17 protein-coding genes are annotated in these 24,747 nt (G+C 65.0%); 13 read left to right on the top strand and 4 right to left on the bottom strand.

The features are described from left to right. Positions 1-147: 147 nt before the first annotated feature. Complete coding sequence (locus tag ACYOEI_RS09730) at positions 148-1,365, top strand: hypothetical protein (protein WP_462849234.1); 1,218 nt, start codon at positions 148-150, stop codon at positions 1,363-1,365. A gap of 133 nt (positions 1,366-1,498) precedes the next feature. On the opposite strand, the gene ACYOEI_RS09725 is transcribed toward ACYOEI_RS09730, so the two are convergent. Next, entirely contained in the window at positions 1,499-2,071 is a 573-nt protein-coding gene (locus tag ACYOEI_RS09725; RefSeq protein ID WP_462849233.1) for a hypothetical protein, read from the bottom strand. Positions 2,072-2,374: 303 nt separating this feature from the next. Here ACYOEI_RS09725 and ACYOEI_RS09720 point away from each other — a divergent pair, with 303 nt between their 5' ends. Both ACYOEI_RS09720 and ACYOEI_RS09715 read left to right on the top strand, forming a co-directional pair. Next, positions 2,375-3,409, top strand: coding sequence for a GlxA family transcriptional regulator (locus ACYOEI_RS09720; protein ID WP_462849232.1), 1,035 nt, complete (start codon positions 2,375-2,377; stop codon positions 3,407-3,409). A gap of 169 nt (positions 3,410-3,578) precedes the next feature. Then, positions 3,579-4,220 carry an HD domain-containing protein gene (locus tag ACYOEI_RS09715; protein ID WP_462849231.1) on the top strand — a complete coding sequence of 214 codons (642 nt, stop codon included), beginning with the start codon at positions 3,579-3,581 and terminating at the stop codon, positions 4,218-4,220. A 200-nt stretch (positions 4,221-4,420) separates the two neighbouring features. Here ACYOEI_RS09715 and fabF read toward each other — a convergent pair whose 3' ends face one another. Further along, positions 4,421-5,677 carry a beta-ketoacyl-ACP synthase II gene (gene fabF, locus ACYOEI_RS09710; RefSeq protein WP_462849230.1) on the bottom strand — a complete coding sequence of 419 codons (1,257 nt, stop codon included), beginning with the start codon at positions 5,675-5,677 and terminating at the stop codon, positions 4,421-4,423. Positions 5,678-6,083: 406 nt separating this feature from the next. Then, on the bottom strand, positions 6,084-6,875 hold the full coding sequence (locus ACYOEI_RS09705; RefSeq protein ID WP_462849229.1) for a class I SAM-dependent methyltransferase: 792 nt from the start codon (positions 6,873-6,875) through the stop codon (positions 6,084-6,086). A gap of 462 nt (positions 6,876-7,337) precedes the next feature. Between ACYOEI_RS09705 and ACYOEI_RS09700 the strand changes: the two genes are divergently transcribed. From ACYOEI_RS09700 to ACYOEI_RS09675, 6 genes are all read left to right on the top strand, one after another. Continuing rightward, positions 7,338-8,636: a DUF58 domain-containing protein gene (locus ACYOEI_RS09700; RefSeq protein WP_462849228.1), complete on the top strand. Its 1,299-nt coding sequence runs from the start codon at positions 7,338-7,340 to the stop codon at positions 8,634-8,636. Then, complete coding sequence (locus ACYOEI_RS09695; RefSeq protein ID WP_462849227.1) at positions 8,629-10,983, top strand: transglutaminase-like domain-containing protein; 2,355 nt, start codon at positions 8,629-8,631, stop codon at positions 10,981-10,983. Before ACYOEI_RS09700 ends, ACYOEI_RS09695 begins: the two co-directional genes overlap by 8 nt. A gap of 41 nt (positions 10,984-11,024) precedes the next feature. Then, positions 11,025-11,927, top strand: coding sequence for an AAA family ATPase (locus ACYOEI_RS09690; RefSeq protein WP_462849559.1), 903 nt, complete (start codon positions 11,025-11,027; stop codon positions 11,925-11,927). 87 nt (positions 11,928-12,014) lie between these two features. Then, positions 12,015-13,595, top strand: coding sequence for a permease (locus ACYOEI_RS09685; RefSeq protein ID WP_462849226.1), 1,581 nt, complete (start codon positions 12,015-12,017; stop codon positions 13,593-13,595). Between the two features lie 448 nt (positions 13,596-14,043). Continuing rightward, entirely contained in the window at positions 14,044-15,042 is a 999-nt protein-coding gene (locus tag ACYOEI_RS09680) for a S66 peptidase family protein (protein WP_462849225.1), read from the top strand. A 204-nt stretch (positions 15,043-15,246) separates the two neighbouring features. Then, on the top strand, positions 15,247-16,266 hold the full coding sequence (locus ACYOEI_RS09675) for a LacI family DNA-binding transcriptional regulator (RefSeq protein ID WP_462849223.1): 1,020 nt from the start codon (positions 15,247-15,249) through the stop codon (positions 16,264-16,266). A gap of 78 nt (positions 16,267-16,344) precedes the next feature. On the opposite strand, the gene ACYOEI_RS09670 is transcribed toward ACYOEI_RS09675, so the two are convergent. Then, positions 16,345-17,682, bottom strand: coding sequence for a serine hydrolase domain-containing protein (locus ACYOEI_RS09670; protein WP_462849222.1), 1,338 nt, complete (start codon positions 17,680-17,682; stop codon positions 16,345-16,347). Positions 17,683-18,303: 621 nt separating this feature from the next. Here ACYOEI_RS09670 and ACYOEI_RS09665 point away from each other — a divergent pair. The 4 genes from ACYOEI_RS09665 (at position 18,304) to ACYOEI_RS09650 (ending at position 24,736) form a co-directional block, all read left to right on the top strand. Continuing rightward, the gene (locus ACYOEI_RS09665) at positions 18,304-19,284 is read left to right on the top strand and encodes a DUF1559 family PulG-like putative transporter (RefSeq protein ID WP_462849221.1); all 981 of its coding nucleotides are present in this window, start codon (positions 18,304-18,306) and stop codon (positions 19,282-19,284) included. A gap of 47 nt (positions 19,285-19,331) precedes the next feature. After that, positions 19,332-19,817 carry a hypothetical protein gene (locus tag ACYOEI_RS09660; protein WP_462849220.1) on the top strand — a complete coding sequence of 162 codons (486 nt, stop codon included), beginning with the start codon at positions 19,332-19,334 and terminating at the stop codon, positions 19,815-19,817. A gap of 81 nt (positions 19,818-19,898) precedes the next feature. Next, a complete protein-coding gene (locus ACYOEI_RS09655) occupies positions 19,899-21,281 on the top strand; it encodes an amidohydrolase family protein (RefSeq protein WP_462849219.1) in 1,383 nt (460 codons plus the stop codon). A 629-nt stretch (positions 21,282-21,910) separates the two neighbouring features. Continuing rightward, positions 21,911-24,736, top strand: coding sequence for a PSD1 and planctomycete cytochrome C domain-containing protein (locus ACYOEI_RS09650; protein ID WP_462849218.1), 2,826 nt, complete (start codon positions 21,911-21,913; stop codon positions 24,734-24,736). The last annotated feature ends 11 nt before the right edge of the window (positions 24,737-24,747 follow it).

Genomic DNA, 24,747 nt, shown 5'->3' with positions numbered 1-24,747 from the left:
TCAACGTCTCGCCGGGTTTCGGAAATGTCAATTCAATCGGTGTCCGACTGACATGAAAGGGAATTCCTTGCGTTGATCTTGGCGTCATGAGACGCTGGGTAGGCTCTCCGATCGGAGTCGAGGCGATTCAACACAAGGAGTGCGGCGATGCGGACGAGGGTGAGGGGAGGATGGATCCGCTGTGTCGCGACGATCGGTCTGTCGTCCTTGCTAGCGGGATGCGGAGAACTTGGCGAAGGGCCCAAGGATCCCCCCGCACCGAATCGAGGGTTTCAGAAGACGCAGATGGACCCCGAAGTCTTCCTCGACGATCCGGGGAACTTCCGCATCCGGCTCCCCGTGAAGCCCGTGGCGCAGCATCAGAACCTGACCACGCCCGTCGGGTTCCAGATGCTCCACAGCTTCGTGAGCACGAAGCCGGACACGTCGATCTATTCGGTCCTCTACTCCGAGTTTCCGGAGGAGTACGTCCGCGCGAAGGGCGTTGACGCGATCCTCGACGGAGGGCTGCGTGGGATGATCGCGGCCGGCCAGTGGTCGGTGACCAGCCAGGAGCCGACCACGTTTGGCCTCCACCACGGTCGCGACGTCCACTTCGAAGTCCGGTCGACGACGAGCCCCGAGAAAGGGATCGGCCGGGCTCGTGTTTTTGTCATCGGAAATCGGCTCTATCAGGTGGTCATGATCGCGCCGGAGTCGAAATATCGCTCCGATGATATTCAGGGACGTTTTGACTCGTTCATGTTGCTCCGGAATGTTCCCGTGTTGGCGACCGCCGCCCCGCTCGCTTCCAAGACAAGCTCGTTCTCCTCGACACCCGCCGAGATTGACGATCCGGGGCCCGATCCGAGCAAGCCCGCCGAAGTTGCCATCGAGCCAAGCGTCGCCTCCGACGGCGTCGTCGACCGTCCCGAGCCCGAGCGGCCCGACGATCGCGAGGCCTATCGCGAAACGGCCCCGAAAGGCGGAGTGCTCGTGGGAGTCCGCATCGGCTACATCGACGCGTTTGGCGGGTTGAAAGTCGGCTCGATCCTCCCCATCTTCCAACTCGGCCACGCGTACAGCGAGGGCAATCGACACGGGGCGCCCCTCGATACTTCGGTCACCCTTGTGGCCCGGCCCGGCTTCGCCGTCGGTGCGATCAACACCCGCACGGGCCTCCTGCTCGACGCCTTACAGGTCGTCTTCATGAAGTTCAAGGACGGACGACTTGACCCCGCCGACTCTTACCTTTCACCCTGGCTCGGAGATCCGAGGGGGGGGAACCTCGCGAGCGTCTCCGGAGATGGCAAGCTCGTCTCGGGCATCCACGGCCGGAGCAACGGACGCGAGATCAACGCGCTCGGACTGGTCGTCCACGAGTGAGCCGGGACAATCCGCTCACAAGGCCGGCTCGCCCGCGAGATCGAGCGAGGGCTCCGGTGCTCATCTCGTCGTACCTCGTTAACCGATTGAAGGGGGGCGATGCCTGAAGACGGCTTGGGGGGGCTTACGTGGCCTAACCTCCCGTCTTCCCGCCTTTGGTTTCCCCGTCGACGCTTGAAGACTCCTTGATCGACTTCGCCCACTTGACCAGCGCCGTGAAGTCTTCCGGAGTACTTCCCACGATCAGGATGTTATAGCCTGCATTTCCGAAGAAAACCTGGAGCTCGAGTTGGAGCTCTCCTCCGTCGGGGACCTCGTAGGTGAGGTCGACGACGAAGCGCTCCTTGAAGTCGGCCTCGTCGAGGTCGGGGATCGATTTCTTGGTGAGCTTCGCACCAAGGCCTCCCATGGCCTTGGCGGTGCCGTTGATGTAGCCCTTCGTCGTGGCAACCTTCGCGGCACGACTCGTGATTTCACGCTCGTCGACTGTGACGATGACCTTCGAGACGGCATCCTTCTTCGTGATGAAGATCTGATGGCCGACGATCTTGCCGGCTTTCTTCATCTCCTTGACCTCCGCTCCATAGCCCTGCGGCAATGGCGGCAGGGTCAGGAATCCTTTCAAGTCAGAACCCGTCGCCGAGTCGCGACTCTGCGACGGTGGTGCCGTCATCAGACAAGCGATCAAAATTAATGATGATGTCATGAGATTCTCGTTTTGCGAACGAGTGGTACGTCCTGAACGCTGGGGGGATACTCGTTGTATTGAAAATAAGGACAAAAATCAAAGGAGAGGCGTTTTCTCGAATGGGATTCGGACCTTGGGGTTGCCGAGACGACCGGAGGTGGGTGAGATCCTTCTCGATGAAGCCGCCCATCGGCGCACGTGAGCCCAAGTATCGTGGCTCGGAGCGAATGGCGGAAATTGTCGGAACTTTGTCATTTCTGCCAGGTGCGTTCGACGCTATGATTCCCTTGGGATGACACGAGAGGCCAGGGGAGATTCGAGATGCTTGGCCCGGGGGATCGTCGGCGAGGTCGGGAGTCGGGGCTGCGATCCAGGACGAGACGAGTGGTTCTCGTCGCTTATCCCGGGGTCAACCTGCTGGATGTGGCCGGGCCGGGCGAGGTCTTTTCGTCGATCGCCGAGGCGTTCGGTGAGGACGGGGTCGGCGAGGAGTACAAGGTCGAAGTCGTTTCGACGACCGGCGAGCTGTGCATCAAGACGTCGAGTGGAGTCGTCATCCTGGCGACGGGCTCGCTCTCTGGCGTGCGAGGCGAGATCGACACGCTGCTCGTCCCGGGAGGGACGGGTGTGTGGGAGGCTCAGAGGGACGAGGTGTTGGGGGATTGGCTACGTCGCAAGGCCTCTCGAGCGGCTCGCGTCGGGTCCATCTGCACCGGGGCGTTTGTCCTGGCCGCGGCAGGGCTGCTCGACGGCCGACGCGCGACGACCCATTGGCGATGGTGCGAACGACTCGCCCGCGAGTATCCCAAGGTCTCGGTCGAGCCGGACCCGATCTTCGTCCGGGACGGATCGCTCTTCACGTCGGCCGGGGTGACCGCCGGCATGGACCTGGCGCTGGCCTTGGTCGAGGACGACCTCGGGAGGGAGGTCGCGTTGACGATCGCCCGCCATCTGGTCTTGTTCGTCCGTCGGCCTGGGGGACAGTCGCAATTCAGCCCTCTCCTGGAGTTGCAGGCCGCCGAGCGTCGCCCCCTCCGCGACCTCCAACTCTGGGTCGGCGAGAATCTCGCCGCAGACCTCTCAATCGAGGCGCTGGCGGGTCGCGCACACATGAGTTCGCGTAACTTCGCACGCGTCTTCCACAAGGAGGTCGGGACCACGCCGGCGCGATTTGTCGAGCGGCTCCGGGTCGATGCCGCGCGTCGCCTCCTCGAGGAGACCGACGCCGGGCTCGAGCATGTCGCCCGCGAATGCGGGTTCGGTGGGGCCGACTCGATGCGACGCTCGTTCCTCAGGGTGTTGCATGTGCCGCCCAACGACTACCGAGGGCGATTCCGGGCCTCGCCCGCCGGTTGAGTCCCGGGGTCGGGTGCCTCGACGCTCGACGGGCCCAAGAGCCGCAAGTTGAGGTCTCCACGGCAAGACCCGATCGCCCATCGGGGGGCGCCCGGTCATGGAATTTGCAAAATCTCAAGAGTTCACGTGAAGGTTCCCTGACTTTTTTCCAATGTTTGGAGGATGTCCGATGCTTCCCAAGCAGATCGCCGGTATTTCGATCCCCGATAGCAGGCTCGCCGTCGAGGCGACGACGCTCGTGCGGGACACTGAGTCGCCGTTGCTCTTCGACCATTCTTTGCGCGTCTACTTGTTCGGGGCCTTGCAGGGGAACCGACAGGGCCTGACTTATGACGCGGAGTTGTTGTACATCGGCGCGATTTTCCACGACCTCGGGCTGACCAAGTCGTACCGGAGCGCGACCGAGCGTTTCGAGGTCGACGGCGCCAACGCGGCCCGCGACTTCCTTCGGACGCATGGCGTCCCCGAGGCGTCGATCGACGTCGTCTGGGATGCCATCGCCCTGCACACGACGCCGGGGATCCCGAAATGGAAGAAGCCCGAGGTGGCCCTCGTCACTGCGGGCGTCGAGCTCGACGTCCTGGGCATCGGCTATGACGACCTGTCTGACGAGGTCCGCGAGCAAATCCTGGCGGTTTTCCCCCGCGTCGACTTCAAGCGGCAGATCATCGAAGCCTTCGCCGGGGGCATCGCCCACAAGCCGGAGACCGCGTTCGGGAACGTCAAGGCGGATGTCCTGGCCAAGCTTCTGCCAGGCTACGTCCGGCCGAACTTCTGCGACATGATCGCCGCGTCGCGGTTCCGTGACTGAGCCGGTCACCGGCGTGGTCCAAATCTCTGCCCGGTCGACTCCGCCAGCGATTCACCACAATGGCACAAAGACACAAAGAGCCGAGGGAGAAAACCCGAAGGGAAATCGATTCGCTCGGGATCTTCGGGGTTGTGTCTTCGTGGGGACGTACCAGTGTGGCGAGAGCAAAGGGGAAATTGGCGAATAGACGCGATTGGATTTCAGGCGATCGAGCCAACAATCAAACAGGAGTTGTGCCCGCCGAATCCGAAACTCGTGGAGAGGGCCCGGCGGACGGGCCTCTCCCTCGCAACGTTCGGGACATAGTCGAGGTCGCAGGCCGGGTCGGGGGTTTCGTAGTTGATGGTCGGGGGGACGACGCCGTGGGTGATGGCGAGGGCTGAGGCGATCAACTCGACGGCACCGCTGGCGCCGCAGAGGTGCCCGGTCATGCTCTTCGTGCTGCTGATGGCCAGGCGGTCGGCGTGCGGGCCGAACGCCTTCTTGATGGCCCGGGTCTCGACCTTGTCGCCGAGGACGGTGCTGGTGGCGTGGGCGTTCAGGTAGTCGACCTGGTCGGGCGGGATCTGCGCGTCGTCCAGGGCGTTGATCATGGCCCGGAGGGCGCCCCGGCCCTCGGGGTGGGGGGCGGCGATGCCGTAGGCGTCGTTCGTGCGGCCGAAGCCGAGGAGCTCGGCGTAGATCCGGGCCCTTCGGCGCTTCGCGTGTTCCCACTCTTCGAGCACCACGACACCGGCGCCTTCGCTCAAGACGAACCCGTCGCGGTCGCGATCGAACGGGCGACTCGCCCTCTGCGGGCATTCGTTCCGCGTCGAGAGGGCGCGGGCGGCGATGAATCCGCCGAGGCCCATCACGGTGATCGAGGCGTCCGAGCCCCCCGTGATCATGACGTCGGCCTCGCCGCGCTGGATGATCCGGAAGGCTTCGCCGATCGCGTCCGCCGCCGAGGCACACGCCGAGGCGACCGAGGAACTCGGCCCCATCAAGCCGAACTGGATCGCGACCGAGGCGGGGGCGGCGTTCGGCATCATCTTCGGGATCACGAACGGGCTGATCCGACGCGGACCTCCTCGCAGATAGGCGTCGTGCCCGTCCTCGAACTCGTGCAGGCTCCCGATGCTGCAACCGAGCACGACTCCACGACGATAAGGATCTCCGGTTGCTAATTCGAGTCCGCCGTCCCTGATCGCCTCGGCCGCCGCCGCGACCGCGAACCGAGAGCACCGGTCCATCCTGCGGCCGGCGCGAGGGTCGGGCAGGGCGTCGACGTCGAATCCCTTGACCTCGCCGCCGAACCGGACCGGGAAGGCGCTCACGTCGAACTGCTCGATCGGCCCGATCCCGCTCCTCCCTTCGCAAAGCCCCTTCCAGAATTCGGCGACCCCTCGGCCGAGCGGGTTGACCGTCCCCAACCCGGTCAGCACCACGCGACGGTTCCCGCTCATCCCCTGACTCATGACCCTGCCTCCGCGGATTCGACGCGATCGTCCGTGCACCCGCCCCACGCATCCGACGGAGGATCCATCAGAATCCCTCCCGACGGACGCCCTGTTCGTAACGACGCTCGGGCCCGTCGGCCGACGAGGCCCGAGGATTATATTGCGAACGTCATTTGAAACAAGAGGAGTGGACAGATACCCCGTTGTCACAGCGAACGCGGGCTTTCTCTCGACAAGAGACCTTGCTTGATCTTCGAAGTCTAGGCGGTTGAACACAGGGAGGTCATGAGTCGGGCCTTGATTCGGCTTTGATTTTTGATATCGACGGCGTCATATCAAAGTGAGAAGGGCTAGATGGGCGATGCCCACCCTACGAGAGATTCTTGCCTTCCGCGTCGGGTGGGCATTTCCTGCCGAAGTTCCCTCAGGTCTCGTGCCTCGTCGCCAGGAGGGCCGAGTACACGACGACCTCGTCGAGAAATCCGGCGCGGGCGAAGGCCGACATCTCGCGACGGATGTCGAGGGCGAGCTCGTCGGCCTTGGGCCCAATCCGCGAATGCGCCACGCTCGACATGGACTGGAGCCTCAAGACGAGCTCATCGAGCGAAACTCGTCGACGCTCGAACACGCTCACTCGCTCGAGCTGGGAAAACGGCGACTCGAGTAAGACGGCCTCGTGCGCGGCCCATTTCGACCGGACCGACTTCGCGACGTCGTCGGCCGCGTAGCGCATGACTGTCTGCTGGAAGGGGGCGTACCAGGCGTTGTCGGGCAAGCCCGGATGCTCGTCGTGGAGCAGGACGACGGCGCCCGCGGGCTCGATCATCGCATCGAGGCGTCGCAAGGTCTCGGCCCGGTCCATCCAGTGGAACGAGCGACCCATGGCCACGACCTGGAATCGTCCGAACTCGGGACCGAGGTCGTAGGAGCTCCCCTCGACGAGCTCGATTCGGTCACCGTATTTCTTCGCCAACTCGGCCGCGAGCGTCAGCATCTCGGGCTCAGGGTCGACCGCGACGACTCGACCGACGAAAGGAGCAAGCCCGACGGCGACCTGACCGGGGCCGCAGCCGAGGTCCATCACACGGTGGGAGGTGTTGAGCTGGCCGATCTCGGCGATTCGCCGGAAGAGTTTGAAAGGGTAGGCCGGGCGGCCTTGGATATAGCTCGCGGCCGCCGACTGGAACCGCCTCGGCGTGAAAGGGATGACGTCCATGGGGTGAAGAGTCCGGTCGGGGAACGGTAAGGTTTCTCGGCGCTCGGCCGGAGCGGACTTTTGGGGTCCTTCGTTTCAGCCTTGCACGGAGCCGACTTCGAGGGGGGGGCGTGTTTTCGAGGGAACTCATCCCGTCGGTGCGGCACCCCTTTTCCAAAGCGTCGTTGGGACGGACGTCTCTCGGCGCCACTGTTCAGGTTGAATCCACATCGAGATGTTCGTGATCTCGAGTCTTGCCCGTCAACCGGATTGTGGGGGGCAATGACCTTCGGGCTTGGCCCGCGTCTGCGCTGGGTCGGACCAGTTATTTGGGCCTTCTCGATACCGGTGGGAGGTGACCACCCTACGAAATCCGGGTGAATTGCTCTCTGGATTCCCATATTTTCAATCGTAATCGCTGACATCCCGTTTACGCAGAAGCTCTCCGTTCCGAGATCTCAAAAGAGGGATTTCCTTGAGGCCATGATGATCCAGATTGGACGGAGTGAGACCTGGGGCCGGATCCTCTCCCGAGACTATTTCCCGGGAGTGGCCCAGCATCTTCATTGGTTGCGGACCCCCCTGGGAACCCTGGCCCTTGTGGCCTTAATCTCCGGTGTTTGCGGGATCGTCCTTCACGGCCAAGCGTTCGTCGTGTTGATCGGGATCGTGGCCGTCATCCTCGTCGGGGTCGGATGGCCCTGGGCTCAGGTCTGGGCCTTGCGAGGCTCGTTGGACTTCGAATCGGAGCGATGCCGCGAAGGGGAGTCGGTCGGCGTTCGCCTGCGGATCCGCAACCGAGCGCCTTGGGGGGCCTGGGGAGTGACGTTGTCGCGGGGTTTTGCCCCCTCGGGCAGGGCGGATTCGGCGGCGGAGTCAAGGGTCCTCGGGCTGGCGCACCAACCCGGCTTCCGGACGTCGGAGACACGCTGGCGTTTCACGCCGGTCTGCCGGGGGGCGTATCCGCTGGAGACGCCTAACCTCTCGACGGGGTTCCCGTTCGGGATCCGCGAGGCAACATGCCATCTGCATAACTTAACGCAGTTGCTCGTCTGGCCCAGGGCGTATCCGGTCGGCCCCATACCCGAGGCTTCGGGCCAGGTTTCCGAAGGGTTGGCGTCGTGCCAGCATCCCGGTACCTCGGGCGACGTCATGGGGGTCAGGCCCTACCGCCGAGGGGACTCGCTCCGCAGGGTCCACTGGCCGCAGACGGCGAGGCACGGGCAACTCGTGGTCTGCGAGCTCCAGTCGCACTCGGCGTCGAGGGTCCAGGTCGTCCTGGATACCCACGCGACTTCGCATACCGGGCAGGGGGCGGACAGCTCCCTCGAATGGGCGATCCGAGTCGCCGCCAGCTTCTACGAGGGCTGGACCGAGCAGGGCGCGACCGTCGAGTTGGTCGTTGAAGGTCGGGCAATCCCCGCGGCCGGCGGATCGACGGCGGTGCGGCGGGCTCGAGGCCTGGATGCGTTGGCTCGGGTCGAGCCCGGGGGCATCCTTACGCTCGACGACCTCCTCGAGATGCCCGAGTGTCGACGATTCCGCGGAGGACTTCGGGTCGTCGTCACTACTGACCTGGGAATTCGCTCTCTCCGGAGGAGACGAAACCTGGAATCCGAGGCCGATCGGTTCGTGGTCCTTCGGGCCTCGGGGTTCGGACCCCCGAACCGCTCCTCTCCCGCGAGCGGGATCGAAATCCGACCCTGGATCTGGATCGATGATGCGACACGGGTCCCGCAAAGGCTCCGCCGCGCTTGGAAGGAGGGCTCGTCGAATGGCTGACGTCGAGGACCCCAACGTCAGGCGCGTGACGCTGTTCATGGTGCTCACGTCGACCCTCGCGCTCGAGTTGGCGCTCGCCGAACCCGATCGTGTGGTCAGTCACGTCATCATGACGACGCTGGGTATGCTCATCGCCCCCACCTTGATCCTGGCCTTGGTCTTTGATCGGAGGCCGGCCTCCCGGCGAACATGCGGGCCAGTCGGCACGTTATCGGTCCCGTCGCCTTTTGCGATCATGTTATTGCTTGGGGCCTTCCTGCTGCCGGAAGCCGACGCGCTGGTTCGATTCTGCTGGCATAGGCGGCCGGCCATGCTCGAGATCCTGCTCCTCGCCTCGCTACGCAACCTTGGGCTTGGGCTCGCGGTGTTGTCGAGGCGACCGGTCTGCTCTCGGCTCTGTGCGCTCATCAGTCTGTTCTTGATCCTCGTGGCCGCCTCGCTGGGCGAAGGGCGACTCCTCCTCGCCCTGGTTGGCCTCCACGCGGTCGGCGGGACCACCTGGCTGATGCTGGCGTACTGGACGCGTCTCGACTCTCTGAATAGGGAGGAGGGCTCAAAATCGAAACCAATTCCTTGGGGGGGAGGCTCGGCGTGGATCCTCGGGGTCGCCGTTTGCGTCCTCGCAGGCGTAGTTATCGGGCCATCCCGGGCCGCCACCGCTCTCTTCGATCTGGTCCCGACTTCGGGAGGGACCGAATGGAGTGATCCCGAGGCTCGCGGGGGCGTCAATGATGGCGACAACGAGGTCAGTGCCAGCGAGAACCCACAGAGCGTCGGTTTCACTCAAAGCGAGATCTACCTCGACACCGACCGTCCCAGCCTCTACGACGCCTTCAACGAAGCCTACGGCGAGCCCACCAAGCGAAAGACCGAGCGGATGATCGCCCTGGGCCCCCAGGAGGTGAAGGAGCAGCAGGAACGCCCGACGGAGAACCTCCACTCCGGCCGCGAGTTCTCCCTGGTGCGACGCAAGCCGGAACGTCCTACGCGACGTCCTCGCGAGCGTGAGGCCAAGTCCCTCGTGTATGTGAAAGGGCCAACACCGCTTCACCTTCGGCTGAAGTCGTATGATCACTTCGATGGGCATACGTGGCATGAGGAGGGCCACTGCGGCGTCGACTGTCCGCTCGAGAAGGTCGGCCGCAGCTCGTGGTTTCGCCTGGATAGACCGGCTCCGTCCATTTTCGGCGAGACCGTGGCCCACGCGATCCGGATTGGGACCCTCGACTCGAGCGCCTTGCCGGTCCCCGGACACCTGGACCGATTCCGGGTCGGCAGCGTCGACCGCGCCGACTTCTTCGGCTGGGCCCAGGACGGGATCCTCACGATGATCCGGCGGACCGTCCCTGCCGGGACGACGATCGAGACCTCGGCGAAGGTCGTCGACCCGAGGCTGCTCGATGGGTATGAAGACGTCGCGCTCCCCCGCCCGGGCGATACCAGGGTGGACCCGGCTCTCATCGCGTTGGCGCGTTCGTGGGTTGTCGGGAAGGGCAGGGGATGGGCCCAGGTCGCCGCGGTCGTCGAGGCCTTGCGAAGGTCGTACAGGCACGTACCAGGCGAGGTCGTGGGCGACGGCGAGCTCAACCCCGCGGTCGAATTCCTCCTGCACTCGAGGCAGGGGCCCGACTACCTTTTCGCAACCTCTGCGGTCCTCCTGCTCCGGTCGCTCGGCTATCGGACCAGGCTCGTGAGCGGGTTCTATGTCGACCCTCGATCTGTCGACCTCCGCACTGGCTACACCCCGGTCGTTCGCCAGGACGTCCATTTCTGGGCCGAGGTAATGCTGCTCGGCGGGACCTGGGTCGCGATCGAGCCGACCCCGGGCTATGAGCTCTTGCGGCCAAGTCCCGGCTGGGGCGATCGATTCGTCGCGGCGCTGGGCTCGGCCGCGCGTCGGGCGGCGAGGCATCCTTTCGAGTGCGGCGCCAGCGTGCTGGCGGCCCTCTTGATCGTCCGGTTCCGCCTGCGAGGGCTCGACGCCATCTCGACGCTGGCGTGGCGAGTGACCGGCGGCAGGGGAGGGCGTCGGGGCACCCTCGCGACCCTTGCCCTTGTGGAAAAGAGAGCCACTCGGGCGGGGCGGCCGAGGCCGCCGGGTTCGACCCCGGCGCGTTGGTATGCGCCGCTGGCTCGGGGCTTCGCCGGAGAGCCGGAGGTCGAGCTCGCAAGGTTGGTACGCCTGGCGGACTGGGCTCGTTACTCTCCCGAGGGCACGCCACCCCCCCTGACTCGCTCTGATCTCGATATCCGATCGACGTGCCGGTGCGTCGTCCGAAACTGGACCCTCGGGCGGTTCCGCGCCTGGAACATCCCCCCGACCATGGAAAGGCCATTGACCTCGTGATTCTCGACGCGACCCAGACGACGGAGGCCGAATTCGGCGCAATGGACCTGATCCGCTCCGCCCTGAATTCCGAGCTTCGCGGCAAGGCAGCCGTGAACGAGCAAGTCCTGGCGTGCCTGCTCGCTCGGGGGCATCTCCTGATCGAAGACCTGCCGGGGCTGGGCAAGACGACCCTGGCCAAGGCGCTCGCGCGGGCCATCGGAGGGAGGTTCGCTCGGGTCCAGTGTACCCCCGACCTCTTGCCGGGCGATGTTACCGGCTTCCGCATCTTCGACCAGCAGACGAAGGCCTTTGAGTTCCTGGCGGGGCCGGTCTTCTCCGACGTCCTGCTCGCGGACGAGATCAATCGCACGACCCCCCGTACCCAAAGCGCGTTGCTGGAGGCGATGGGTGAAAGGCAGGTGACGATCGACAACGTCCGGCACGTGCTGTCCGAGACCTTTTTCGTGATTGCGACCCAGAACCCTGTCGAACAGCACGGGACTTATCCACTCCCCGAGGCCCAGCTCGACCGGTTCGCCATGAAGCTCCGGATCGGCTACCCCGAGAGATCCGACGAACTCGCCATGCTCGAAGCCGCGGCCGGTCCCGACCGAAAGATCCCCAATGCTGGCGTCGAGTCGATCGGTGCGGAGACCCTCCGAGCCTTGCAGGCGAGGGTCGCGCGCGTTGCGGTCGGCCCCGCCGTCCGGGACTACCTGGTCGGGCTCGCCCACGCGAGCCGCAACCACCGGCAGGTGACCCTGGGCCTGAGCCCCCGAGGGCTCCTGGTCTGGCAACGCTTGGCCCAGGCGAGGGCCTTCCTCGACGGCCGGGTCTTCGTCACCCCCGACGACGTCCTGGACGTCGCCGGGCCGACGCTGGAAGTCCGGCTCGGGATCGAGCCGGAAGCGACCTCCCGCGTCCTGACTGAAATCCTCGACTCGGTCGTCGTCCCCACCTGAGGCGAGGGAGCCGAGGCGTCGACAACACGCACCACACCAGGAGGCCGGCCCATCGCCGGCCCTTTCCTTCGGAGGAGGTCTGTCCCGATGGTTCTGAACGCGGAGGAGATCGTGGGTGGCGTCGTCTTGAGGACGATCCAGATCGTCGTCGAGTCGTCTCAGTATCTCTTGACGGGTTTCGTGACCGCCGGTGTGCTCCGAGGCATGGTCGGCCAAGCTCGACTGAGGGCGTTCCTGGGTTCGGGGGGATGGACCGGGCCGCTCAAGGCGTGGCTGGCGGCCCTGGCGTTCCTTCCCGTCTGCGCCCTAGGAATCTTGCCGGTCCTGGGCGAGCTCCGACGTGCGGCGGTCCCCCGTCGGATAATCCTGACGTTCGCCCTGGCCGCGCCGGTGCTCAACCCGGTCTCCTTGATGTACGGGGTGTCCTACCTCGGTTTGCCACTACTCGCGATGCTGCTCGCCGGCCTCTTCGTCGTGTCGGTGGGCGTCGGCGAGGTTTGGGCCGGACTCGGCTCGCGGTTGGATCCGGACTTGCCGACGAAGCCGGAGGCCGAGCCCTTGCCCGCGACCGGGCTGGGGCGTCTTGCCGCGGCGGCGATCCATTCCGCCCGAGTGGCGACCGGGCCTGTGATGGTCGACGTCGTCGCGGGGATCCTGGGGGCGACCGTGCTCGCCTCGTTGCTCTCGCCCTCGTACCTGGCCGACACCATGTTCGTGGGCGATCCCCTGGCGATCCCGACGATGGCCGCCGTCGCGCCCTTGAGCTACCTCACGCCCGACCAGGGGATCACGGCGATCCCGGAGATGGTCAAGTTCCGCCAGTCGCCGGGGGCGATGTTCCTGCTCCTCGTCCTCGGCGTCGGGGTGACCCTTGGCCATTTCACCTGGATCGGGCGGAACCTCGGACTCCCTGCGCTCGCGCTATGGACGGCATTGATCCTCGGCCTGTCGATCGGCTGGGCCTACGCCGTCGACTCGTTCATCCCGCCCGTCGGCACCGTCAACGCCGACAACGACCACTTCGGCCGCCTCGCGAATCCCTACCCCCCGAACGAGGGACTCGCCGCACTCCCTGCCAAGATCGGGCGTGAGCTCCAGGGCGCGAGCACCTTCCGACTCTTCACGACCGCCGCCCTCGGGGCGCTGATCCTCGGTGGGTTCGCGTGCCGCAAGGTCGGCGCTCGACTTTCGTGCGAAGCTTACGCGACGCACGTGCCTGACGAACCCAACCTCGACGCCCCGGTCGCCTCATCCTCGATCTGGAGTCGAGAGCTGCCGACGTCGTGGGGCAGGGGGCTGGCCGGGTTCGGTGCGCTCGCCGTCCTCCTGGCCGGGGCCTTTGCCTATTATCCAAGCCCCTTCGAGGTGTTCCAGGACATCCAGATCGTCAAGGCCGACTTCCACGGCGAACTCGGTGCCAGGGACCGAGCCACTCCCCTTTATCATCTCGATCTTTGGAACCGACTCGTCGACAAACTCCCCCTCGGTGCCACGATTCGCCTCCACCCTCCAGGAGCCGATTCGCTCCGCCAGACCCGGGAACTTCACGACGCGATCCATTCCCTCCGTCTCGCACTCGAAAGGGGGGAGATCGGTGAAGCCAAGTCGATCTTCTTGAGGGCTCAACGTGCGACGGAAAGTTGCCGACGATCCTATCTCGGGCCTTGAAGGTCTATGGTATAAGGTTAAGAAAGGAGTCGGTCCGCGGGTCGAACAATGGCGTGGGATGGCGCCATCAAGGTGAGCCTCAAGACGCTGGAGATCGGCGGCCAATATCAGGGCTTCTTCCCACAGCCTATGATTCGCAGGAACTTCGAATGGGTGCCGATCGGTGACGACCACTTCGCGGTCTCGTCGTCGATCTACCCTTCCACCACACTGACCCGTTCGGTCGGGTCCTCAATTCCCAGGCGATATGCGAGCAGATCTCCATCGTCGGTGCCGACGTGATATTCGACAACGTCGGCGTCAGTCGTGTTTGGTAGATGATTTTAGCTTCTCTATGTGTATTGGTTGTTGTGATTTCTGATGTTTCGATGGTCCCTGTAGCGTGAGGCGTCCCTTGAGAGTGAGCCGACGTTCGATCCTCGCTGGTGTATCCCTCGCCGCTGGCCAAATGTTGGGACGGTCCGGACCTTTGGCGGCCGGTGAAGCTCGCGGCGAAATGGACTGGAAGAAGGCTCGGGCCTTGCGTGAGAGGGATACGATCGCGTTCGTAGCCCCAGCGGGGCCGTCGGATCCGAACCGCGTGGAACAGAGTCGGAAGAGTCTCGAGGCGATGGGATACCGGGTCCGGGTCCCGAAGGACCTGTTTCGGCGGGACCGTTATCTCGCGGGGTCGGACGACGCTCGGGCCAAGGAGCTCAACGAGGCGATCCGAGACCCGGAGGTCCGGGCGGTGTTCCCGTGCCGGGGCGGATATGGCTTGATGCGGATCCTCGACCGCGTCGATTATGAGGCCATCCGGAAGGACCCGAAGATCATCACCGGGTACTCGGACCTGACCGCGTTGCATCTGGCCGTCGCCCGACGCTCACGCGTCATCACGTTCCACTCGCCGATGCCCGAAAGCGCCTTGTATCGCGTCGACGGCGAATACGCCTACGCTTCGTCGGTTTTTTGGAAGACTGTTCGAGGGGAAGGGTTCTCGGGGAACGCAAGAGACGGAGTCGTCGTCGACCTGCCGGAGGGGCGGCCGAAGCCTGTTTCCCTCGTCGGGGGGAAGGCCAGGGGACGAGTGGTCGGCGGGAACCTCACGCTGATCTGTGCCACGCTGGGGACACCTTATGCGCTCGAAGCCGATGGCAACATCCTGATCGTCGAGGACACGGGCGAGGCGGCGTATCGGATCGATCGCTACTTCGCCCAGCTTCGCCTCGCCGGAGTCCTCGACCGTATTGCCGGACTGATCGTCGGCACATTCGACGACACGGACGAGAAGGCCGTCGAGGTCGTCGTCCGAGAGTATGCCTCTCAGCTTCGGGTCCCCGTCCTGTTGAATTTCCCACTCGGCCACACGCCGTTCAACGCGACTCTGCCGCATGGCGGGTGGATCGAGCTCGACGCGGACTCCTCTCGAGTCCGGTTGCTCGAAACCCCAGTGGCCCTCGACTGAAAAGGCCTGAGCCCCGCGCGGTGCTGTGCGAGTCTGAGGCGTGGGGGCGCCACTTCGGCTATAATGCTGGAATCCTGAGGGACACAGCGCGGCCGAGGTGACGCCGCTCCGAGTGTCGGGACCTGCTCGGGGACGTTCTCGAACGTCCTGGCAGGTTGGGCCGACGTCGGCCCCGGTGGCGTCTCGGGGGTTCGCGAGGGGGCGATGAAGGCAAGGACTACGATGAAGGATGTGGCGAAGCACGCCGGTGTTTCGCTGCAGAGCGTGTCCAACGTCCTGAATGGACGGACCTCCCAGGTCGGGGAGGAGACGCGTCAACGAATCCTGAAATCGATCGAGGACCTCGACTACCAGCCCGACGCCCAGGCCCGGGCGTTGCGGTCGCAGAGCTCCAACACCGTCGCGTTCCTGACGATCGACCCCGCCTCACGCTTCCTGGCCGACCCGTTCCACGTCGCGATCGTCAGCGGGATGATCGACGTGTTGCGGCGGCACGACTACTCGCTCTTCGTCAACGGGCTCGAGCCCGAGCAAGCGGGGGAGGGGTTTCGTCGCCTCGTGCACCAGCGACGATTCGACGGCGCGGTGGTCCACCTCTCGGGGACGGCGGAACGCCGGCAGGCCCACGTCAAGGAGCTCGAGGAGAGTGGCTGCCCGTTCGTGCTGGTCGAAGAACGGGTGAAGTCGCCGAAGGTGGCCTGCATCCGGGCTGACGACCGGAGCGGGGCGGAGGCCGCCGTGGCCTACCTCCGATCTCAGGGGCATGATCGCATCGCCTTCCTGGCGACCGACCGCTCCTGGCCGGCGGTCGAGGAACGTCTCATCGGCTACGACGCGGCCATGCGGGCCAGCGGCCGGCGCTGGAGTCGCGTTTGGAGGGTCGGCCACGAGACCTTCGAGGACGCGAGGGAGACGACCGAGATGGTCCTCCGCCGCGACCCGTCCGTCACCGCGATCCTCTGCGCCAACGACGTGCTCGCGGTGGGGGCCCTCCAGGCCGCTCGCCGGCTCGGACGTGTCGTACCCTCCGACTTTGCCATCGTCGGGTTCGACGACTTCGAGTTCGCCCGCTTCGTCGACCCTCCGCTCACGACCGTCGCCCTTCCCGGCTACGAGATGGGAGGCAAGGCGGCCGAATTGCTCCTGGGCTACTTCAAGGACGGTGCCTTTTCCTCGCTCGACGTCGTCTTTCCCGCCTCTCTCGTCCGGCGCGGAAGCGCCTGACATGACTGCCGACTGACGCAATTTCCCCCCTCATAATCGAAAGTTGACTCCGACGTTGAGGACGCGACGTTGGCAGGGTCATCTGTTTGACCGTGCCCGGCCCTCAACGTGCAGGAGTTCGCGGTGCAGGGCCCCTATGAGCGGTCCGAGCGGGGCTTTGCTGTTGGAAAGGATCACGCACCCACTCCGCGGTTCCAGGAAGCCGGAGATGTGGGACGTGAAGCCATACGTGCTCCCGTTGTGTTGGATCTCACGCACGCCGTCGACCGTCCGGACGCCCCATCCCAGCCCGATCCCGTTGGCCGTCGGGCGATGGGTCAGGGTGATGGCCGGGGTGGATTCCTCGAGTTGGGCCTTGAGGTCCAGGAGCATGTCGTCGAGATCCGAGAGGATGCCGCCGGCGGGCCCGAACTGGTCCAGGTCCTGGTATGGGGCGACCTTGCCGTTCTCGAAATGTCCGACGGCCGCGAGTTGTCGCGCGGCCGCGTCGGGCCCGTAAGACGTGTCCTTCATCCCGAGCGGGACGGTGATGGATCGCGCAAGGAGTTTGTCATACGGCTGCGAGTAGGCTCGTTCGAGCGAGAGGCCGAGGAGGGCAATTCCCCAGTTCGAGTATTCCATCCGGTCTCCGGGAGGACCGGGCATGCGGACGTTCCGCAAGGCTTCGAAGAACCGCTGCCGACCATAGTTCCATTCCGGCGTGAGCGGCCGGGCGCCGGGCTGAGTTCCGACATCGTCGGGGAGAGTCGGGAGCCTCGAGGTGTGGTTGGCCAGGTCGCGTAACCGGATCGGCCGACCCTGGAACTCGAGTCCGGGGAAGGGCTCGACAAGGTAATTTCGGACGTCGTCGTCGAGGCCAACCTTGCCGTCAGAGACCGCCTGGGCGAGCAGGGTCGTGGTGAACGTCTTGGTGATCGAGCCGATCTCGTAGCGGGTCTGCGAGTTCGGGAGAGCCTTTTCGCCCCGCCCTGTCTCGCCGTAATGAAAGGCATGAGTCGACCCGTGTCGGATGATCCCAATCGAGAGGCCGGCCGCGCGCGGGTTGAGGAAATACGCCCTGGCTGCGGCGTCGACGGCGCGGTCGAACGGGGTTGTCAACGGATTGTCGGTGGGGACGGCTCGTTCCTGGCGAAGGACCTCGACCGGGGCATTCGCCAGGCCGATCGTGTCGAACTGTTCGGCTGATCGGACCTCCAAGGTCATGAGCATGTCCCGAGCCTCCATCTCGAGTCGATAGGTGACCCGGCGACCTTGCTCCGAAGTGCAAACCCATCGGAGGATGTTGCCGCCATTTCGATTACGCCGGAAGAACCGGACGAAGGTGCGTTCGTCGAGCGACTTCTTGAAGGCGTCACCGGCAAGGGCGTAGATCCCCCCGAAATTGTCCGCGTTGTATTTGCGTGCGATCGTCTCCATCAATCGGTCGGCATCCACGCGGGATTCGGTGGGAGCGGCAAGGGAGATTGTAGAGTTTAGGAGGAGGAGAAGCGTCCGCAAGCTCTTGAGTAACATCACGATTCGAAGTCTCGGGTGGAGGGATGGTCACCAGGAGCGCGTCGGATCGGACACCGACAACTGGCCCCGGGCATGCTGGCTTCGACAGGGTAAGCCTGGAGGTCGTTCGGGTCTTGTTTGCTCGAAGCGCCGCATGGGATTTGGTGAGCGCGGGATCGAAAGGATCGCACGTCGACACATCAATCTCGATTGGCCCGAAACGTGGGCGGGCGTCGATCAACCCGTTCTCATGCAAAAGGGCTCGACACCATTTTTTGGATTTATCCAGAAAGGATCGTTCCGTCGCTTGACAGGTCCCTGGGCGGTCGCTAGATTCGCTTTAACGTTAAAGAAGCGGGCAGCATCGAGCTTTCCCATCGATCGGCCCGGGTTCTTCGTCATCAAGTCCCGGTGATTGCCCTAGCCTCTTGGGCGTTCGTCCCGCCTCCGTCGACCGTACGATCGATTCTGACCATTGCGGACTCTCCGGCCCTCGCACGACCCAGGTCGTCGGCGTCACCCCCACGTCCCCGGAGTTCTCAGATGAGCCTCAGGCATCGGCGCGGATTTACCTTGATCGAGTTGTTGGTCGTGATCGCGATCATCGCGGTCTTGATCGCGTTGCTACTCCCCGCGGTGCAGTCGGCGCGCGAGGCCGCGCGGCGCATCCAGTGCGTGAACAATCTGAAACAGTTGGGCATCGGGATGCACAACTACCACGACACGCTGGGCTCGTTCCCGCCCGGGGCGCTGAACAAGAACGGGCCGTTCGACACCCCGAGGCAGACGTGGATGGTCCACCTCTACCCGTTCATGGAGGCGACCAACGTCTACAACAACTTCAACTTCAGCCTGACCGGCCCCCCGTTCGGGCTCCCCTGGTACAACACGGTGAATTCGTTCGGGCCGACCGCCATCACCGGGGTGACGATCGCCACGCTGCTCTGCCCGAGCGACGGCGTTGCCAACGCCCCATTCAAGCAGAAATACCCGGCCGACGCCCCCGATAATCTCACGAACTACCTGAGCCGCAGCAACTACCTGGGCTTCTTCGGCAACAACAATTTCTACCAGGCGTACTACAAGACCGCCGATCATCTGCCGGCCGCGTTCGGCTTCAACACGGTCACCAAGATCTCCAGCTTCACCGACGGCACGAGTAACAGTATGCTGATCGGCGAATACCTGACTGGTAGCGGCGAGGCGAACGACGGCCGAGGCTGCCTCTGGGGCGACTTCTCCGGCTTCAGCCAACTCTACACCCAGCTCACGCCCAACAGCTCGAGCCCCGACCTCCTCTATCCTTCGTACTGCTTCAATTACCCGTCCCGGAATCTTCCCTGTGCGGACGGGACGGGCGGTGGGACGGACCAGGCCGCGACGCGGAGCCGGCATCCCGGCGGGGTGAACGTCCTGGTGGGTGACGGCTCGGTCCGCTTCTTCAAGAACACGGTCAACATCGCCGTCTGGCGAGGCCTGGGATCGATCAGCGCCGGCGAGGTCCTCTCGGCGGATTCCAATTGAGTTCAGGGACCATCGCGAATCGGCCGAGTTGAGTTGAAAGGACAACCATGACGCAAAGGATCTGGCCTCGCGCGACGGCCTTGCTGATCGGTGCGACCCTCCCCCTCGGCTGCTGGTCCGGCGACGGCCTGCAGCGGGCCCCGGTCCACGGAGAGGTGCGCGTCGACGGCGAGCTGCTCGAGGGCGGGTCGATCAACTTCTTCCCGGCGGGGACGGCCGAAGGGCCCTCCGCCGGCGGAGTGATCGCGAAGGGGCTGTACAACATCCCCGAGGCAGGGGGGCCGGTCGTCGGGCAGAACCGGGTCGAGATCCGGGGGGTCAAGAAGACCGGCCGAATGGTCCCCAACCACATGGCCCCGGGGACCATGCGCGAGGAGCTCGTCGAGGCCCTCCCGCCCGACGCCAACACCAAGAGCAAGATCGTCCGCGAGGTCGTCGCCGGCTCGCAAGCGATCGATTTCCCCGACCTCAAGGGCATCCCCGCACCCGCCAAGAAGGAGAAGGGGAAGTCGGACGCCTCGAAGGGCCGTTGACGGCGCGAGATACCCGCTCGGCGATGGTCCCGCGATGGAACTCCTCCCCAGATCATTGGCGATCCCCCGAGAATACCACCCATGAAAACGCTTCGAGTCTTCTACGCCGTCCTCGCCTGCGCGGTCGGCCGCGCCGGGATGGCGGATGCCCCTCGGCCGACGGTCTTACGCGACTGCTCGATCCTCGACGTGGCGAAGGGCGAGATGCTCCCCGGACGGACCGTGGTCCTGGTCGACGGCAAGATCCGGGCCGTCGGGACGGCCGACGCCCCCGCCGAGGTCCCGGCGGGGGCGGTCTCGATCGATGCGAAGGGGAAATACCTGATCCCCGGCCTCATCGATGCCCACGTCCACCTCGTCCACGTCCTGGCCTGTACCCACATGACCGGCGAGACGATCCTCCCGTTCTTCATCGCCGCCGGCGTGACGTCGGTCCGCGACACCGGCGACGAGGTCGTCCCGGAGACGTTCGTCGCGCGGTTCGCCGACGAGCACCCCGAGAGCAGCCCACGGGTGTTCATGTGCAGTCCCTTGATCGACAAGGATCCCCCGTTCCACAACTACGAATCCCCCGCGATGGTCTTCGGCAAAGCCCTGACGGACCCGGCGAAGGTGCCCGCGTTCGTCGAGGACATGGCCGCCTGGGGGGTGACGTCGCTCAAGATTTATGTCGGGGTCCCGCGCGAGATCGGACGGTTGGTGATCTCGGAAGGGCACAAGCGCGGGCTCAAGGTCATTGGACATCTCGGCAACTACGCGGCCCAGGATGCCGTCGCCGACGGGATCGACGTGCTCGAACATATCTGGGGCGTTTGGGACTTCATCATCACCCCGGAAGAGCGTCGTCGGCCTGATTTCCGCTCGACGCTCGACCTCCACAATCCCAAGGCAAATCACCTGATCGGCGAGATCGTCAAGCACGGGACGATCGTCGACCCGACGTTGGCGGTCTTCCGCAACATGATCCTCCTGCCGGATTTGCCGGAGATCTACGGCCATCCGGACAACAACGTCATGCCCGCCCGTCTCCTCAAGCTCTGGAGGGACGACACGGCGAAGCTCAACCTCAGCCCCGCGACCCTCCCGGCGCGTCGGGGTGAGTTCGCCAAGTATCAGGAACTGACCGGGATCCTCTACCGGGCCGGCGTGACCCTCCTCGCGGGGACCGACACCCCCGAACCGTACTGCCCGCCCGGTACGTCGCTCCACCAAGAGTTGGAGATGCTCGTCGAATCCGGCCTCCCGCCGGCCGCCGCGATCCGATGCGCCACGCTGAACAACGCCAAGGCGCTCGGGCAGGAGGCCAACCTCGGGACCATCGAACCCGGCAAGGTCGCCGACCTCGTCCTCCTCGACGCGAACCCGCTCGAGAAGATTGCAAACACCCGCTCGATCGCGAAGGTCTTCCACAAAGGCATCGCCATCGACCCGGCCGAAGTCATCAAGCTCGCCCCGAAGGAGTGAGAGGCGGTCCCGAAACCCGGCCTTTTTTTCTTAAAACCGGGTCGGCTCATGGGACGAAATCGGTGCGGAAAGCCTTGTAGGGTGGGCATTGCCCACCAACATTCCGGGGGGCCCGGTAAGCAGCACCACACATCGAGAAGCGAGCGGATCACGCATCGGCGACTTTGCTGCCCCTCAATCGTCACCGGGAAAGTCTGGAGGACAATGCCCACCCTACGGGATGACTCAGGCACATGTTTATCCCTTGAGTCAATCGGGTTTCTGACCCAGTCAACCCCGACGACCGCTCGCGGGTTCTCGTCGCCAAATCCCACAGAACCCCGATTTTGAAGGAAGAAATCGGGTTTCGGGACAGAGTCTGAGCGAGCCACAGGGGTCTTCCTTGAAAATTGGCAGGGCGTGTGGCATGATACTTTAACGTTAAAGAGGCTTCCAGGAAGGTCGTCGGACTGTGACGATGACTCCGAACATCCCCAACCCTAGGGCCTTCCCCGACCTCGTCCCAAACCACCTCGGAGGCCCCGGCCGATGGTGCTCGGGAGTGCCGACTGCGAGAGAGTCGGCATTCCCCAAAGGGCTCGGGACCCACTCCCTCGATAGCGAGCGCGAGTCCCTGACGAAGGCGATTTATGATGATGCAATCGATAAATAAGGGTGCGAGACTCGTCGGGCCGGTTTCTCGGATCCCGGCGGGACGCGCCGCCCGTCGTAGGACTCCGTGGGTTGTCCCTTGTCTGCTCCTGGTACTCGCCTCGACAGGAGCGTGTTCGGAAGGCCGAGCCGCGGAGCCGGTCAACTACACTCGCGACGTGAAGCCGGTCCTGTCGCACCGCTGTTACTCCTGCCACGGCGCCCTGAAGCAGAAGGGGGGCCTGCGGGTCGACACGGGCGAATCGATCAGGAAGGGGGGAGAGGGGGGGGCTGCTGTTGAACCCGGCAAGTCGGCCGAGAGTCTGCTGATCGAACTGGTGACGGCCGGGGAAGGGACGCGGATGCCGCCGGAAGGGGAGCCGCTCTCCGCTTCGGAGATCGCGCACCTGCGCCGTTGGATCGACGCGGGTGCCAAATCGCCGGAGTCCGAGGAGCCGCAGCCGGATCCTGCCAAGCACTGGGCGTTTGTGGGGCCGACCCGGCCGAAGGTACCGGCCGACGTCGGCAGGGGCCATCCCTCGAATCCGATCGATGCGTTTCTCGAAGCGGGCTATGGCCGGCTCGGTATCGAGCCGGTCCCCGAGGCCGACAGGGCCACCCTCCTCAGGCGCGTCGCGCTCGACCTGACGGGCCTAGCCCCCTCCCGCGAAGACATTCGGGCGTTCGTCGACGATGATTCCGAAGACACCTACGAACGTCTCGTCGATCGGCTCCTCGCGTCGCCGCGATTCGGCGAGCGCTGGGGTAGGCATTGGATGGATATCTGGCGGTACAGCGACTGGGCCGGATTCGGTGCCGAGGTCCGCGAGAGCCAGCCGCACATCTGGCGCTGGCGTGACTGGATCGTCACCTCGCTGAACCGCGACAAGCCGTACGACGCGATGATCCGCGAGATGCTCGCCGGCGACGAGATCGCCCCCGACGACCCGGACACCCTCCGCGCCACCGGATTCCTCGCGCGGAACTGGTACAAGTTCAACCGCAACACCTGGCTCGACGCCACGGTCGAGCATACGTCCAAGGCGTTCCTCGGCATCACGCTCAACTGCGCCCGGTGCCACGACCATAAATATGATCCTTTTACACAAGCGGACTACTACCGGCTCAAGGCCTTCTTCCAATCGCACGACGTTGCGACCGACCGACTCCCCGGCCAGCCCGACACCACGAAGGACGGCGTGGCACGCGTCCTGGACGCACACCCGACGGAACTGACGTACCTGTTTCGCCGAGGCGAGGAGAGCCAACCGGACAAGGACCACCCCTTGACCCCGGCCGTCCCGGCAGTCTTCGGCGGCGAGGCCGGTATCGCAGTGGTCTCGCTTCCCGCGACGGCCCGGTATCCGGCCCTTCGTCCGCACATTCGACGTGAGGCGATCGACGCGGCCGAGGCAAAGGTCGCTTCGGCATCCAATGCGCTTGGAGGAGCCAGACTCGCCGAGGATCAGGCTCGGGAGCAGCTCGTCCGATCGATTACCCGACTCGAGGGCGGGAATCCCGATCGCGCCAAGATCGAGGTGGATGTTGACGTGGCCGGTGCCAAGGTACTGGCGTGCTCGAGGCAACTGTCGTCTGCGCAGGCGGCCCTGCTGACCGTACGGGCCAAGATCGTCGCCGACCAGGCTCGATATGCGGACCCTCCCGACTCGAAGCGGGCCGACCTTCTCGCGATCCAGGCCACGTATGCCGAGCGGCAGTCGGCCGTCCTGGCCGCCGAAGCCGAGGTCGAGCATCGGCGGCATGCCGTACTGGCGTCGAAGGCGTCGCCGAAGGGGCAGGCGGAAGATGGGGAGGCCAAATTGGCCGCGGCGAAGATGGCGCTCGCGGCCGCGGTGAAGGCCGCGAGCGCGGGCCCTTCGACCGCCTACACCCCCTTCGAACCGGCGCGGCCGGCTGTCAGCAGCGGTCGTCGATCGGCCCTGGCGCGTTGGATCACCGACCGGAAGAACCCCCTCACCGCCCGGGTCGCGGCCAATTATGTTTGGGCTCGCCACTTCGGCAAGCCGCTCGTCCCGACCGTCTTCGACTTCGGCGCGAACGGCAAAGGTCCCACGCACCCCGAGCTCCTCGATTGGCTGGCCGTCGAGCTGATGGACTCGGGCTGGAGCCTCAAGCATCTGCACCGGCTCATCGTGACGAGCCGGGCCTACCGGATGCAGTCGTCGGCCCCGCCGGACAGCCCGGCGATGCGCGTCGACCCCGAGAACCGCTCGGTCTGGCGGATGAATGCCCGACGCATGGAGGCAGAGATCGTCCGGGATAATGTGCTCCAGGTCGCGGGCGAGCTCGACCCCACCATGGGCGGCCCCGACTTCGACCAGACGCTCGACGCCAAGGTCCCGAGGCGGAGCCTGTACCTCCGCCACGCCAATGAAAAAGTCTCCACATTTTTGAGTATTTTCGACTCGGCGAATGCCGTGGCCTGCTACAGCCGAGACGTCAGCATCGTGCCTCAACAGGCACTCGCCCTGGCGAACAGCCCGCTCGCACTCGGACTGTCGCGCATCCTCGCGAGGAAGCTCGCCGAGGGCCTCCAGGATTTGCCCTCAGCCGAGGCTGCCGACCGGTTCGTCGTCGCGGCCTGCGAGCAGGTCCTGGGCCGGTCGCCCACCGATGCGGAACGGCTTGCCTGCGTCCGATACCTGGCGAAGCAGGAGCGGCTCCTCTCGGACCCTTCCCGGCTCACGCCGGTCGACGACGGCCCGGCCCCGACGACCGGCCCTTCGCCCGAACCTCGGCAGAGGGCCCGCGAAGACCTCGTCCACGTGCTGTTGAACCACAACGATTTCGTCACGATCCGTTGACCGGTCGCTCT

Source organism: Singulisphaera rosea (assembly GCF_054877945.1).
The sequence above is the reverse complement of the archived record's forward strand: the minus strand, read 5'-3'. Positions and strand labels throughout refer to the sequence as shown.

Excerpts from the sequence above, each read along its gene's own strand:
- ACYOEI_RS09730 (WP_462849234.1), top strand. The coding sequence starts at position 148 with ATGCGGACGAGGGTGAGGGGAGGATGGATCCGCTGTGTCGCGACGATC.
- ACYOEI_RS09725 (WP_462849233.1), bottom strand. The coding sequence starts at position 2,071 with ATGACATCATCATTAATTTTGATCGCTTGTCTGATGACGGCACCACCG.
- ACYOEI_RS09720 (WP_462849232.1), top strand. The coding sequence starts at position 2,375 with ATGCTTGGCCCGGGGGATCGTCGGCGAGGTCGGGAGTCGGGGCTGCGA.
- ACYOEI_RS09715 (WP_462849231.1), top strand. The coding sequence starts at position 3,579 with ATGCTTCCCAAGCAGATCGCCGGTATTTCGATCCCCGATAGCAGGCTC.
- fabF (WP_462849230.1), bottom strand. The coding sequence starts at position 5,677 with ATGAGTCAGGGGATGAGCGGGAACCGTCGCGTGGTGCTGACCGGGTTG.
- ACYOEI_RS09705 (WP_462849229.1), bottom strand. The coding sequence starts at position 6,875 with ATGGACGTCATCCCTTTCACGCCGAGGCGGTTCCAGTCGGCGGCCGCG.
- ACYOEI_RS09700 (WP_462849228.1), top strand. The coding sequence starts at position 7,338 with ATGATGATCCAGATTGGACGGAGTGAGACCTGGGGCCGGATCCTCTCC.
- ACYOEI_RS09695 (WP_462849227.1), top strand. The coding sequence starts at position 8,629 with ATGGCTGACGTCGAGGACCCCAACGTCAGGCGCGTGACGCTGTTCATG.
- ACYOEI_RS09690 (WP_462849559.1), top strand. The coding sequence starts at position 11,025 with ATGGACCTGATCCGCTCCGCCCTGAATTCCGAGCTTCGCGGCAAGGCA.
- ACYOEI_RS09685 (WP_462849226.1), top strand. The coding sequence starts at position 12,015 with ATGGTTCTGAACGCGGAGGAGATCGTGGGTGGCGTCGTCTTGAGGACG.
- ACYOEI_RS09680 (WP_462849225.1), top strand. The coding sequence starts at position 14,044 with ATGTTGGGACGGTCCGGACCTTTGGCGGCCGGTGAAGCTCGCGGCGAA.
- ACYOEI_RS09675 (WP_462849223.1), top strand. The coding sequence starts at position 15,247 with ATGAAGGCAAGGACTACGATGAAGGATGTGGCGAAGCACGCCGGTGTT.
- ACYOEI_RS09670 (WP_462849222.1), bottom strand. The coding sequence starts at position 17,682 with ATGGAGACGATCGCACGCAAATACAACGCGGACAATTTCGGGGGGATC.
- ACYOEI_RS09665 (WP_462849221.1), top strand. The coding sequence starts at position 18,304 with ATGAGCCTCAGGCATCGGCGCGGATTTACCTTGATCGAGTTGTTGGTC.
- ACYOEI_RS09660 (WP_462849220.1), top strand. The coding sequence starts at position 19,332 with ATGACGCAAAGGATCTGGCCTCGCGCGACGGCCTTGCTGATCGGTGCG.
- ACYOEI_RS09655 (WP_462849219.1), top strand. The coding sequence starts at position 19,899 with ATGAAAACGCTTCGAGTCTTCTACGCCGTCCTCGCCTGCGCGGTCGGC.
- ACYOEI_RS09650 (WP_462849218.1), top strand. The coding sequence starts at position 21,911 with ATGATGATGCAATCGATAAATAAGGGTGCGAGACTCGTCGGGCCGGTT.